This is a genomic window from Bacillus sp. NH11B, assembly GCF_001884205.1.
Lineage (GTDB): Bacteria > Bacillota > Bacilli > Bacillales > Bacillaceae_G > Bacillus_A > Bacillus_A proteolyticus.
On the sequence record NZ_MAOG01000141.1, the window covers coordinates 14,262 to 27,730 of the forward strand.

The 13,469-nt window shown below is 32.0% G+C and carries 15 protein-coding genes and 1 pseudogene; 12 read left to right on the forward strand and 4 right to left on the reverse strand.

Translation table 11 applies throughout. The annotated features are described in order from the left end of the window. The first annotated feature begins 1 nt into the window (after window position 1). The 5 genes from BAU27_RS26520 (at window position 2) to BAU27_RS26540 (ending at window position 5,577) form a co-directional block, all read left to right on the forward strand. A complete protein-coding gene (locus BAU27_RS26520) occupies window positions 2–2,341 on the forward strand; it encodes an ABC transporter permease (RefSeq protein ID WP_071772511.1) in 2,340 nt (779 codons plus the stop codon). 11 nt (window positions 2,342–2,352) lie between these two features. Then, window positions 2,353–3,114, forward strand: a complete 762-nt coding sequence (locus BAU27_RS26525) for an ABC transporter ATP-binding protein (RefSeq protein WP_071772512.1) — start codon at window positions 2,353–2,355, stop codon at window positions 3,112–3,114. 98 nt (window positions 3,115–3,212) lie between these two features. Further along, window positions 3,213–3,923, forward strand: a complete 711-nt coding sequence (locus tag BAU27_RS26530; protein WP_071745929.1) for a class I SAM-dependent methyltransferase — start codon at window positions 3,213–3,215, stop codon at window positions 3,921–3,923. Window positions 3,924–4,043: 120 nt separating this feature from the next. Continuing rightward, the gene (locus BAU27_RS26535) at window positions 4,044–4,451 is read left to right on the forward strand and encodes a VOC family protein (RefSeq protein WP_071772513.1); all 408 of its coding nucleotides are present in this window, start codon (window positions 4,044–4,046) and stop codon (window positions 4,449–4,451) included. A gap of 343 nt (window positions 4,452–4,794) precedes the next feature. Further along, window positions 4,795–5,577 carry a class I SAM-dependent methyltransferase gene (locus BAU27_RS26540; RefSeq protein WP_071745931.1) on the forward strand — a complete coding sequence of 261 codons (783 nt, stop codon included), beginning with the start codon at window positions 4,795–4,797 and terminating at the stop codon, window positions 5,575–5,577. An 88-nt stretch (window positions 5,578–5,665) separates the two neighbouring features. Here BAU27_RS26540 and BAU27_RS26545 read toward each other — a convergent pair. Further along, window positions 5,666–6,882, reverse strand: a pseudogene (locus BAU27_RS26545) (alpha-keto acid decarboxylase family protein). A gap of 107 nt (window positions 6,883–6,989) precedes the next feature. On the opposite strand from BAU27_RS26545, the gene BAU27_RS26550 reads away from it, so the two are divergent. The 5 genes from BAU27_RS26550 to BAU27_RS32530 all read left to right on the forward strand — a co-directional run bounded on the left by BAU27_RS26550 (window position 6,990) and on the right by BAU27_RS32530 (window position 9,775). Next, on the forward strand, window positions 6,990–7,472 hold the full coding sequence (locus BAU27_RS26550; RefSeq protein WP_071745932.1) for a MarR family winged helix-turn-helix transcriptional regulator: 483 nt from the start codon (window positions 6,990–6,992) through the stop codon (window positions 7,470–7,472). 168 nt (window positions 7,473–7,640) lie between these two features. Beyond that, entirely contained in the window at window positions 7,641–8,378 is a 738-nt protein-coding gene (gene gpmA, locus BAU27_RS26555; protein WP_071772514.1) for a 2,3-diphosphoglycerate-dependent phosphoglycerate mutase, read from the forward strand. A gap of 189 nt (window positions 8,379–8,567) precedes the next feature. After that, entirely contained in the window at window positions 8,568–9,305 is a 738-nt protein-coding gene (locus BAU27_RS26560; RefSeq protein WP_116733469.1) for a type II toxin-antitoxin system SpoIISA family toxin, read from the forward strand. A 107-nt stretch (window positions 9,306–9,412) separates the two neighbouring features. Next, window positions 9,413–9,541: a hypothetical protein gene (locus BAU27_RS26565; protein ID WP_029438356.1), complete on the forward strand. Its 129-nt coding sequence runs from the start codon at window positions 9,413–9,415 to the stop codon at window positions 9,539–9,541. Between the two features lie 72 nt (window positions 9,542–9,613). Further along, complete coding sequence (locus BAU27_RS32530) at window positions 9,614–9,775, forward strand: hypothetical protein (protein ID WP_071745935.1); 162 nt, start codon at window positions 9,614–9,616, stop codon at window positions 9,773–9,775. A gap of 17 nt (window positions 9,776–9,792) precedes the next feature. Here BAU27_RS32530 and BAU27_RS26575 read toward each other — a convergent pair whose 3' ends face one another. Both BAU27_RS26575 and BAU27_RS26580 read right to left on the reverse strand, forming a co-directional pair. Then, on the reverse strand, window positions 9,793–10,095 hold the full coding sequence (locus BAU27_RS26575; protein ID WP_071772515.1) for a hypothetical protein: 303 nt from the start codon (window positions 10,093–10,095) through the stop codon (window positions 9,793–9,795). A gap of 236 nt (window positions 10,096–10,331) precedes the next feature. Then, window positions 10,332–10,763: a WXG100 family type VII secretion target gene (locus BAU27_RS26580; protein ID WP_175546570.1), complete on the reverse strand. Its 432-nt coding sequence runs from the start codon at window positions 10,761–10,763 to the stop codon at window positions 10,332–10,334. 333 nt (window positions 10,764–11,096) lie between these two features. Here BAU27_RS26580 and spoIISB point away from each other — a divergent pair, with 333 nt between their 5' ends. Further along, a complete protein-coding gene (gene spoIISB / locus BAU27_RS32535; RefSeq protein ID WP_071745937.1) occupies window positions 11,097–11,273 on the forward strand; it encodes a stage II sporulation protein SB in 177 nt (58 codons plus the stop codon). A 19-nt stretch (window positions 11,274–11,292) separates the two neighbouring features. Here the strand turns inward: spoIISB and BAU27_RS26590 are convergent, their stop codons facing one another. Then, entirely contained in the window at window positions 11,293–11,682 is a 390-nt protein-coding gene (locus BAU27_RS26590) for a YxeA family protein (RefSeq protein WP_071772517.1), read from the reverse strand. A 216-nt stretch (window positions 11,683–11,898) separates the two neighbouring features. On the opposite strand from BAU27_RS26590, the gene pepD reads away from it, so the two are divergent. Then, window positions 11,899–13,368 (forward strand): beta-Ala-His dipeptidase, encoded by a 1,470-nt coding sequence (pepD, locus tag BAU27_RS26595; RefSeq protein WP_071772518.1) that lies wholly within the window; start codon window positions 11,899–11,901, stop codon window positions 13,366–13,368. The last annotated feature ends 101 nt before the right edge of the window (window positions 13,369–13,469 follow it).

A 13,469-nucleotide genomic window follows, 5' to 3' on the forward strand; every position in this document is an offset into this window, starting at 1 on the left:
TATGATTAAGAGAATGTTAAAACGAGATTTATCTCAAAATAAAATGATAATTACCATTTTATTTATGTTTATCATGTTATCAAGTCTTTTAATGGCTAGTGCTTCAAGTAACGTTATAAATCTATTGAATTCAATGGATCAATTGTTTAAAGTATCAAGCGCACCGCATTTCGTACAAATGCATGCTGGAGAAATAAATCAAAAGTCAATCGATTTATTTGTTAAAAGAACGCCTATTATAAAAAAACAGCAAACGGCTGAAATGGTTCAAATAAATGGAACCAACATTTTTATAAAGAAGAAAAATCAAGCGGAACATAATAGTGTAATGGACATTAGCTTCGTGAAACAAAATAGTAATTTTGACTTTTTATTAAATTTGAATAATGAAGTGGTCGATGTTAGGAAAGGGGAAATAGGTGTACCCATTTATTATATGCAAAAATATAATTTGCATATTGGAGATAAAATATGGGTTGTTAAAAATAATAATGAACTAGAATTTACTATTTCAGCATTTGTTCGTGATGTTCAAATGAACCCATCAATTGTTAGTTCAAAACGATTTGTAATAAGCAATGAAGATTTCGAAAGAATAAAGGGGAATTTTGGAGAAAGCGAATATCTTATTGAATTCCAGCTAACAGATGTAGATAAAATAAATGAATTTGAAAACCTATACCAGTCATCGAACTTACCTCAAAAAGGTCCCTCTATTACGTATTCACTCTTTAAAACACTCAATTCATTAACAGATGGAATAATAGCTGCAGTACTTATCATAATAAGTGCATTATTAATGATAATCGCAATTTTATGTATTAGATTTACGATTATTACTTCAATGGAAGAAGACTATCAGGAAATTGGTGTAATGAAAGCTATCGGCATTAAAAGTAAAGATATTCAAAAACTATATGTAACAAAATATGTTGTTATTTCTGCTAGCGGATGTATATGTGGATATATACTTTCATTATTTGTTTCAAAAATATTCACCTCTAATATCTCACTTTATATGGGGACAGCAAATACAAGTGTTTTACATTTTGTTGTACCATTAATAGTCACAGCTTTGTTATTTCTAGCCGTTATCCTTTTCTGTCGTCTCATTTTGCGGAATTTCAGGAGAATAACAGCAATAGATGCTTTACGATCAAAAGATAATCTAGGAAAGAGGAAGGTAAAAAGTTCTTTTTCTCTCTCTCAAACTAATATTACAAATGTAAATATATTTATTGGTATACAAGATGTAGTAAAACGATTTAAGTTATATCGCGTATTAAGTATCGTTTTAATCATAGCCGTGTTCATGATTGTTGTACCTGTTAACTTTTTGTATACGATTCAGTCACCGAAGTTTGTAAATTATATGGGAACAGGAAAAAGTGATATTCGAATAGATTTACAGCAATCTGAAAATATAGAGAAACGATTTAAGGATGTAATTTCATATATACGAAATGATGAAGAAGTAGAAAAATATGCAGCATTTGTAACGAGTACATTTAAAATGGTGAACGCTGATGGTACACATGAAAACTTAAATATAGAAGTAGGAGACTTCACTCAATTTTCAGTAGACTATATTCAAGGTATGGCACCAAAAAATGAAAATGAAATTGCTCTTTCTTATATGAACGCAAATGAATTAAAAAAGAATGTAGGGGATCATATCGTTTTATTTGTGGATGGGAAAGAGGAAACACTAACGATTAGTGGTATGTATCAAGATGTAACGAATGGTGGGAAAACAGCTAAAGCTAGTTTTTCTAATAATAATGAAAATATATTATGGTATGTAGTAAATGTAGATACGAAGCCTACTGTGAATCTGCAAGAAAAAGTGAAGGAGTATAAACAAAATTTTAATTCTGCAAAAATAACAGATACGGATGATTATTTAACGCAAACTTTAGGAGAGACAATTAAACAATTAAGACTCGTGACTCAAGTGGCTATTTTGATTGCGATATTGATATCAGTTTTAATTACTGCGATGTTTTTTAAAATGTTATTAGCAAAAGACTCCTCCCAAATATTAATAATGAAAAGTATTGGTTTTTCTAGAAAAGATATTCGTATACAGTATATAACACGTTCTATCGTCATTGTATTATTAGGCATTGTGACAGGGACATGTATAGCTGCTACACTTGGTCAAATGTTAGTAAGTTGGTTAGGCTCATTTATGGGAGCAGCTCATATAAAGTTTGTCGTAAATCCCATCGTTTCTTATGTAATATGTCGAGCTATTTTATTTATATCTGTGACTGCAACAACAATTTTCAGTAGTTTTACTATGAAGCAAACAAACGATGTAAAGTCAAATGGGGAGTAGGGGTGTATCACTTGAAAAAAAATTTAGAAGTAAGGCAATTAAACAAAACATATTCAATAGATGGAAATGCAAATTATCACGTGCTAAAAAATATAGATTTAGAGGTTTATGAGGGAGAATTTGTATCGGTTATGGGGCCTTCTGGTTCTGGGAAATCGACGTTACTATATAATATTAGTGGAATGGATCAAATGTCATCAGGAAGTGTGAAAATTGGTAGTAAAGAAATATCTTGTATGAAAGAAGAAGCGTTAGCCAAATTGCGCCTTACTGAAATAGGATTTATTTTTCAGCAGAGCAACATTCTTAGAAACTTGAATCTATTTGATAATATCATTTTGTCTGCATATTTAGCGAAATGTGAGAGTAAGAAAATAGTAAATCAACGTGCTCTGGAGCTAATGGGGAAAATGGGGATAAGTGATATAGCGTCTCATTATATAACCGAAGTATCTGGAGGGCAATTACAAAGGGTCTCTATATGTAGAGCGCTTATTAATAATCCAAATGTTATTTTTGCAGATGAGCCGACTGGTGCTCTAAATTTAAAATCAACAGAAGAAGTAATGCAAATATTATTAAATATTAACCGTGATGGAACGACTATTATGTTAGTAACTCATGATGTAAAGGTAGCAGCGAAAACAGAAAGAGTTCTTTTTATGGCAGACGGTGAAATTGTTAGTGAAATACAGTTAGGTAAGCTTAGGAACGATGATTTAAAAGCGCGAGAAGAGAAGTTGTTAAAATGGTTAGCTGTACTTGGATTTTAAAGACAAAAACTCCTATTGGGTATAGGAGTTTTTTCTTTGCTTGAAAGTTCAATAAGATTTATAATAATTTTCTGACTATTAAATTTAGGGGGATATAAATGAAAAGTGAAACTTTGCATACTCAAGAAGATATTACTAAAATGCTCGATTCATTATTAAGATCGGCAGAACCATTTTGGAATGAATTTTATGCGAATAGAGAAAAAGATGTTCCGTTTTTTGAAAATGTTCCGGATGAGAATCTGGTTTCATATATAGAAACAGGATGGGTTTCCAAAGGGAAAGTGCTGGAACTTGGATGTGGCCCAGGAAGAAATGCAATTTATTTAGTGACTGAAGGATTTGATGTAACAGCAGTGGATTTATCTATAGAAGGCATTAATTGGGCGAAAGAGAGGGCATTAGAAAAAGGAATAGGAATTCACTTTATTTGTGATTCAATTTTTAATTTAGAGGTTCAAAATGAATTTGATTTTGTATACGATTCGGGTTGTTTACATCATATTCCACCACATAGAAGGATACATTATGTGGATTTAATTAAAAACTCATTGAAATCGGGTGGTTATTTCGGATTAACATGTTTTGCAGCAGGTGATTTAGATGAGCGAAATGGATCAGAAATAACAGATTGGGACGTATATAGAGGTTGGAGTTTACAAGGTGGTCTTGCCTATTCGGATGAAAAATTAAGGGAGATATTTAAAGAGTTTGAAGTGATTGAAATTAGGAAGATGAAACAAATTGAACAACCAAATACTATGTTTGGAGAGTCATTTCTTTGGACAGCATTATTTAAGAAGAAATAAGGAAGTAGATAATTGACAAACTCATCGTTTTTATAGACAATACATTTACAAGAATATACGTTCGGTTTTTGTTAGCCGGTGTATGTTTTACATAAATACATAACAAGGGGCTGTCTCCATATGAGTAACACAAATCAAAAAATTACTACGTTTTTAATGTTTGAGGGCAAAGCTGAGGAAGCGATGAATTTTTATACGTCGCTATTTGATCAATCAGAAATTGTAAGTATTTCTCGCTACGATGAAAATGGACCTGGTAAAGAGGGAACCGTAATTCATGCAACTTTTACGCTAAATGGCCAAGAGTTTATGTGTATTGATAGCTATGTAAATCATAATTTTACATTCACTCCAGCTATGTCTCTTTATGTAACTTGTGGGACAGAAGAAGAGATTGAAACGGTCTTTCATAAACTAGCGCAGGATGGAGCAATTCTTATGCCTTTAGGTTCTTATCCGTTTAGTAAAAAGTTTGGCTGGTTAAATGATAAGTATGGTGTATCTTGGCAGTTAACTCTTGCTGAATAAAAAAGAAAAAGCGTAGCGTATTTGTTTAATGGATTTAGTTAAAATCTTGAAAAATTAAATAACATAAAAAAGCGTTCCAACTGTCAACAGGTTTGGAATGCTTTTTTTATGTGGAAGTGAGTTGTTTAAAACTTATCAATTCTACGATTATTTTAAATGAATGGAATGGATGTGTAATTTTGTGTCTTTTTAGAATTTTTAGTGATTATTAATATTTATCTGTTAATATAAATATAGACAACTATGTATTAACTATCAGGCGGGTTAATAGAAAAAGGAAAGCATAAATAGTTAATAAGCTTACACATAAAATGCAACTAGATTGTTAGGAGGACTAATCACAATGGATATTACACAACAAAACAGTAATGCATGGGATAAGAAGGTTGAAGAAGGTTCTAGATACACGCAGCCTGTAAGTAGCGAGGTTATTGAGAAAAGCAAATCAGGTGAATGGGAGATTACAGTGACTACGGAAAAATCAGTTCCTAGAGAGTGGTTTCCAAAGTCATTAGATGGATTAAAGATACTTTGCTTAGCATCAGGTGGCGGACAACAAGCACCAGTTCTAGCTGCTGCTGGAGCAGATGTAACAGTTACTGATATATCTAAGAAGCAATTGGAACAAGATGAAAAGGTAGCAAAACGGGATGGTTTGACTTTAAAAACAGTACAAGGAGATATGTCAGACCTTAGTGATTTTGAGAATGAATATTTTGATATTGTTGTAAATCCTGTTTCTAATTTGTTTGTAAAAGATATTCATCTTGTATGGAATGAAGTTTCTAGGGTTTTAAAGAATAAAGGTATTCTTATTTCTGGATTTACAAATCCGTTACTATGGATTTTTGATGATAACCAAGAACAAAAAGGTATTCTTGATGTTAAACATTCAATTCCTTCATCAACATTGGATTATTTACCAGAGGATGAAGTTCAAGATTACATCGATTCAAATCAAACAATAGAATATGCGCATACTCTAGAAGACCAAATCCAAGGCCAAGTTGAAGCTGGTTTTGTTATAACAGGTTTTTATGAGGATGATTTTGGTGGAACAAGGATATTAGATAAGCATATTAAAACCTTTATTGCGACAAAAGCTATAAAGGTAAAGATGGATTAAGAATTTTTCCTTATGTATTTTGAGTGTCGAAACTATTCTCAAAACAAGTTTTACACTACCAATTGTATAATTAGGTTATGCTTTTATATTAAGAATTTTGCTGGCCGAATCTTTTTCCAAGTTTAGCTAACAATTCAGGCTGATCGGCTTGGCTCATTTCAACTTCAATAAAGATAAGTTGATTCTTATTTAAAGTTATATTCGTTAAGACTTCTGCTAACTCTATTTCATTTTCCACCTTACATGTTAGACTTTTTTTTCTAATCCGAATACGTTTGCGAGTTTTGTGTAATACCACATTTGTATGTCATTATACGATTCGTTTTGGCCGTAAATTGCACGTTCAACAGTGTATCCGTTGTTCTTGATTAAAAATATAATCGGTTTCAAATTTTGACGTAGTATAGTTGATAACTCTTGGGCAGTTACTTGGAAAGAACCATCACCAATACTAATAATACAATCAGATTCATCAATTCTCTTTCGCAAATACGGAGAACTTACATCACCAGTATAAACCCCTATAAATTGAGGGGGTTTTTCTGGGAATATTCCTTTTCCCATACTTAACGTCGCGATAGGAAACCCAGTTTTTTCTACGAATTGATGTAAATTTTCTTTAGCGTGAAATCGATCTACTTCAAAATCAGCTAAAATTACAGGGTTTTGGCGTTATTTATTTTTGAAGTGGCATGTAGAAGCATTTTGTCCAATGCTTCTTTATTACTTAAAATCGGTTTATATAAAATTGGTTCTGTAGGTTTATTAATGGGTTTATTATACACATCAATCGGCAAATTAATATGAACAGGGCGTTTTTTCATTCCAACATGCACGTAAAACACGGTCAATTTCCTCAGCAGCATGCTCAGGTGTTACATTTGTTTGTGTCACAGTGATTTCTCGATACATAATGGAAAAGTGATCGAACTTTCCATTGCCTAACGTATGATGGACGATTGCTCCATTTTCCATTACTTTTGTTGGTGGAGTACCCGTGATTTTTATAACTGGCACGTTTTCTGCATATGAGCCAGCAATACCGTTAATGGCGCTTAATTCTCCGACACCGAAAGTAGTAATAAGAGCAGCGATTCCTTTTATGCGAGCATATCCATCTGCAGCATATGCCGCATTTAATTCATTACAATTGCCAATCCACTTTAAATTTTCATGTGCTACTACATCATCTAAAAAGGCGAGATTATAATCACCAGGAACCCCAAATATATGTTCAATTCCTAATTCGTGTAGTCTATCCAATAAATATGTACTTACAGTATATTGTTTTTCCAAATGAATCATCTCCTAATTATGCAATGAATGTTTCAATAAACTAAATAAGTTCTAATGCGTTGATTAAAATATTCAATACTAGATTGTGGTATAATTTACATACAGGGGGAAAGTAGATGACACAACATAAAGAAGAACAGATGAATGAGGCATTAGCATTATTTTACTTTGCATATAAAACATTTACTGAAAAGCCAGATGAAATTATAAAAGAGTACGGTATACAACGAGTACATCACCGAATTTTATTTTTTATTGCACGTTTTCCAGGGATAAGTGTAAATGAGTTATTATCACTGCTAGAAATAAGTAAACAAGCTCTACACGGACCATTACGACAACTTGTGGAAAAGAATTTAATTGAGAGTAATGAAGCTACACATGACCGCCGTGTGAAACAGTTATCTTTAACAGAAGAAGGTACAGATTTAGAGAAAAAACTGAGCGATGTTCAAAGGATGCAAATGGATGCTATTTTTTCAAAATTTGGTGAATCATGCGAAGAAAATTGGCATCAAGTTATGAATGAAATGGCAAATAGCCGATCAGGTTTTGATGCTTGGATATCGAAACGGGAAATACCAGTCGATCAAAAATAATGAGAAAATATATCTGTTTTTATAGTTTGAAAAAGAACAAATTTTATCCATGCATTTGGCAACTATGGATAAATCATAGAGTGAATGGATAAAAAGTTACATTACTAGATACTTTATACGTGTACGCGATGGAACAAAAAAATCCACATTTCCGAGAGGGGAATAATAATGATAAAACTTGTACTTATTCGTCACGGACAAAGTTTATGGAATCTTGAAAATCGCTTTACTGGATGGACTGATGTAGATTTATCAGAGAATGGATTAAGTGAAGCAAGAGAAGCAGGAGCAATATTAAAGGAAAATGGTTATACTTTCGATGTTGCTTACACATCTGTATTAAAACGAGCAATCCGAACTTTATGGATTGTGCTGCATGAAATGGATCTTACTTGGGTGCCTGTACATAAATCGTGGAAACTAAATGAAAGACATTATGGCGCACTACAAGGATTGAATAAAGAAGAAACTGCAAAAAAATATGGAGAAGAACAAGTTCATATTTGGAGAAGAAGCATTGATGTAAGGCCACCTGCTCTTACTGAAGATGACCCTAGATATGAAGCGAACGATCCAAGATATAAAACACTTCCAAAAGATGAATTCCCATTAACTGAATGTTTGGAGGATACGGAGAAACGAGTGCTTAATTATTGGCATTCAGAAATTGCACCGTCATTAAGAAGTGGTGAGAAAGTAATTATTTCATCTCATGGTAATACAATTCGATCGCTAGTGAAATACTTAGACAACCTTTCAAATGATGGAGTGGTTTCATTAAATATTCCAACTAGCATTCCGCTTGTTTATGAATTAGACGAAAATTTACGTCCGATTCGTCATTATTACTTAAGTATTGATGGAGAAGTACCTGAAGGGGAAATTCCGAAACATATTTCTTTTTAACATGAAAATTTGTAACGCGTGCTTGTCTACATATACAATGTAGATTCATGATAAAAAGACGTGGTACCTTCTAATGTATATGCGATATTGCTAAATTTAGAAGCTTGTCCACGTCTTTTGTCATAAAGAGAGCTGCTTGTGCATGTAATGATATCGTGAGTAGTTTTTGAATGGAGGGTGATGTGATTGGTGATCTCTAACATTCGAATCGGCTTATTTATTTTAGCAATCGTTTTTCTAGTACTTGTTTTCTTTTACTGGAGAAACGAAGAGTTATACGAGGAGAAAAAGCAACGTATTAGAAAGACCTGGTATGGGTTGTTTATAATATCAGTCACCGTATATTTCATGATAAAAGGAATTGATTTAACCCTCTGGAAAAATCTTTTAATGTTCACTGCAATGGTTATTTTCGTTGATATCGCATTTATTTTAACACCTAATATTTCAGAAATATGGGGAGCGAAATTTAGTGATATCGGCAAGACTGTTCAATCGATAAAACGGTCATTAATTGCTTCTAAAGCAAGAGGAGAAATATACACGACAATTATTCAAAATGTTAATCCAGCAGTATTCGGTACGATGGAATGGCATACAGAAGAGGAATATACAAAAAGCTTAAATGCATTTTTAGATTCATATGGGGAAAAGGTTGGTGCGAAAATTGTTGTTTTTGAAGCCGCGAAGGAATTAAATACAAACTTTCGTGGTATTCGCTCGCAATTTAGTATTATTGTTCCCGTAGAACACGTTGAACAGTTGAATGAGCAAAAAGCTGTTCAAATAGAAAACGTTGGGATTATACCAGCAAAAATAGTAAGTGATGTTTTCATTGTTATTGATGGGAAGAAAAATAACCTGCAAGATCGAGATTTTGAAAATGTATATAATTTAACTATACATCATAGTTATTTTAGTAAGTAGGACAGAATTTTCTGTCCTACTCTTTTATACATAAATTCGGAATAAATCGGAAAAAGTTGAATAAAATCGGACAATCATTCCTACACTAGCACGTAGAGGTGATTGTAGTGATAAAAGATTATGACAATGATTTTTTTAAAGAAGACAATGAAGATACGACAGATTTCTCGTTAATAAAAGGAGATACATTACAGCAAGTAGAAGAATTAGAAGAAGAGTTAAAAAGAAAATCATGATTGTACACTTTGTCTGCATTTGCTATATAATATAAATAGAAGATTGTATCTTTTTAAAGAGGGGGAGAAGAGATGGCTGAATTAAATGTACAAAAGTCTTCATTTTTTAAAGAAAAAAAAGAAGAACTAAATACAGATTTCTCTCTTGTGAAAGGTGCATTAACGGAAAATGTAAATCGATTAGAAAAATTTGTAGAGGCAATTCCATATAAGTATATAAAAGAGAATGCGTAAAAACATTCTCTTTTAAATTACCTCTTTATGATTTGTTTATGCGTCATTTCTTTTTTTTGTTTAAAAATGATTTTATACATATAATACCGAAGGGATGCAAAAATGAATCCAATAGCAGCACCAACTATTTCTTTCATAAACAATAAGTATAACGAAGCAATAATTAGGGTAAATAAGATTAAAATTAATACATACTTTGAAATAAATTCTAACCCTTTGTACACTAGTAGAATGACACCTGAAAGAACAGTGATGATAGGTAATATCCTATTTTCGAAAAAGCCTTCTTTTTTTTTGCTAGAATGCTGTTGTTTATTCAATATAAATATACTCCCATCTGAAAGGATTAATCTTTTATTAGTTTTGCTATTTCATTTTCGAAAAGATTTTTGGTTAAATAGGTTATATCAAAGGAATCATTTATTATATTTCGAGTTAATAGCCATTGGGTAAGAGATTTATCTAATTTCCCTAATGATGCAGCAGTTTTTTCTAATGTTGAAAAGTCTTTTAAGGGAATTAATTTATTCCATATTTCTCCTGCCTTACCATTAACTCATTTACGAGTGACGATATCCACTAAATCATTTCTTTTTTTGTTAGGAAGAACATTTAATACACCTGCCATTATACCTAATTTAACGGTGGGAGATAATGAGGTCATCAATCCCTTTTTGAGAGATTCGAGCAAACTTCCCTCATTTGTAGATAACTCAGCTCCTGTTTCATTATCTACTTTTCTGAATTTTTCGGCCGCTCTTTTTAGTTGAATTTCAATCTGTTGAAGGCAATGAATATATTTATTCATTACTTGGCTAGATTGTTGAAAATCATAATAAAACTTTTCTTTGGTAGAACCATACCAAATTGATTCAAGATATGAGATATCTTGTCGAAGGTTAGTAAATTGTACTTGTGCTTGCTCTTGAGCACTTTTAAACTTGTTAGCGGAATATTCTAATAATTCTGGAGTCACGATGATATTCAATATGGTTAATCTCCTTGTATGAAAAATTATTTTAACCAAAAATATATTAGATGAAAATTCCATTAAAATCTACTTTTATATAATATCAAATATTATTATTAAATAGTAGATTAATATTGGTAATTTTATGATAATTAACAAAAATAAAAAAGAGAGAATTCCAGGTAGGAGTTGAAGATATAACAGATTTCTCGTTAATAAAAGAAGATACATTACAGCAAGTAGAAGAATTAGAAGAAGAGTTAAAAAGAAAATCATGATTGTACACTTTGTCTGCATTTGCTATATAATATAAATAGAAGATTGTATCTTTTTAAAGAGGAGGGAGAAGAGATGGCTGAATTAAATGTACAAAAGTCTTCATTTTTTAAAGAAAAAAAAGAAGAACCAAATACAGATTTCTCTCTTGTGAAAGGTGCATTAACGGAAAATATTAATCGGTTAGAGAAACTGATGAATAATAGCAATTCAAAATATATACGAGTGAAAAAAACAAAAGAAAATGCATAGTGCATTTTCTTTTGTTTTTTTATTTAATGTTAAACTTTTCTTTTATTTTTTTAGGTAAATCTGCTTTCTGAATCTCTTCATAGGACTTTACTTCAATTGATGATATTTCATTTTTGTTATTATCATCTTGATCTACATAAAGGCGTAAAAACGCGTCTTCATTTAATTTATGGTCGTTTTCTTTTTTTGTACTTCTAAATGTAATTTGTTTTTTGACGCCATCTTCATCATATGCGGGCAGCGTATAGTTTCGTAAGTTTCTACCTTCTACTTTTTCGGTATCTCCTTCGCCTTTTATCTGCACGTAATATACATCTTTACCAATTCGATTTAGTGATGCTTTCTCACAGCCAATAGTAAAACTAGAAAATAATAAACATAGTGTAATAAATGCTGAAAACTGTTTCATTTTCTTTATCTCCTTCACTTTGTTTCTTTACACAGTATACGGCTATTATGAAATGAGAAAAATCGAAATAAATTACAACATCCTTACAATGTTGTAAGAGTGTTGCACATAAAATGAACAACATATTAAAAAGTTAAAAGAAAAGTAAAATAACGAATCATGGTATAATGATAAAAGACTTACATATTATTTTGTCATTTTGAGAGGAGCTTAAAAATGTATTCTACTTTAGAACAATTAACAAAGCACCCTGTATTTTATCATTTTGCGGAAATATCAAAGATTCCTAGAGGATCAGGTAATGAAAAGGAAATTAGTGATTATTTAGTGGGCTTTGCAAAAGAGCGTAAATTAGAAGTGATTCAAGATGAAGCATTAAATGTCATTATTAAAAAAGAAGCAACTGCTGGCTATGAAAATGTACCAGCTATTATTATTCAAGGTCATATGGATATGGTTTGCGAAAAAAATCAAGCAACAGTACATGATTTTGAAAAAGATCCAATTGAATTACGAATCATTGGGGACATGTTATATGCTAATCAAACTACTTTAGGTGCTGATAATGGTATTGCAGTTGCGTATGCATTAGCTTTATTAGATTCAAAAGACATTCCGCATCCAGCACTTGAAGTCGTTATCACTACTGAAGAAGAAACAACGATGGGCGGGGCTTTTTCTGTTGATCCAAATCATTTTGAAGGAAAGGTATTTATAAATATTGATTCTGAAGAAGATCATAAATTACTTGTAAGTAGCGCAGGTGGTGCGAAAGCTGTTGAAACAATTCCCGTGATTTGGGATGAAACGCCAGCGAATATGGATGCATACCGTCTATATGTTGGCGGTCTAAAAGGCGGGCATTCTGGTATGGAAATTGATAAACAACGCGGTAATGCGAACAAAGTATTAGGACGAGTATTACGTGATTTATCAGTAAATACGGAGTTTAACATAAGTGAAGTTCACGGCGGATTAAAAACGAATGCAATTCCGCGTGAAAGTGTAGCTACAATTTTAATTCGTACAGAAGATGTAGGGCAAGTAGAAGACAAATTAGAGGCATGGACACGAGTATTACAAGAAGAGATGCGTGCTGTTGATCCAGATGTTCATGTTACACTTACAAAATTGGATGAAACAGTTGAAAAAGTATTTGCTAAAGAGACACAAAAGCAACTTATTTCATCATTATTCTTAATTCCGAATGGCATTCAAAGTATGAGCATGGATATTAAAGGTCTAGTAGAAAGCTCAACAAATTTAGGCGTTATTGAAACATTGCAAGATGAAATTAAATTACGTAACGAAGTGCGAAGTTCTGTAAGTAGTTTAAAACAGCATGTTGCAGAAGAAATCAAATATATTGCTGAATTAGTTGGTGCTTCATTTGAAATAGAGTCAGAGTATCCAGAATGGCCGTACAATCCAAACTCACAAATTCGTAATTTATTTGAAAAAGTACATCAAGAAAAATACAATAAAGAAATTGAAATCTTCGCTGTACATGCGGGGATTGAGTGTAGTGCATTCGTTCAAAAGATGCCTGAATTAGATGCAATTTCATTCGGACCAGACATTTTCAACGTCCACACTCCGGATGAACATATTAGTATTTCTTCTGTAGTGAATAACTGGGGATTCTTCGTTGATGTAATGAAGGGTACGAAAGAATTAGCTAAATAATAATGATGAAATAAAAGTAGCCTATAAAACTTTATAGGCTACTTTTTTGTGTTGGAATTTATGAGAATTCATTTTCGTTAGTATGTAATATTAAGCTTGAA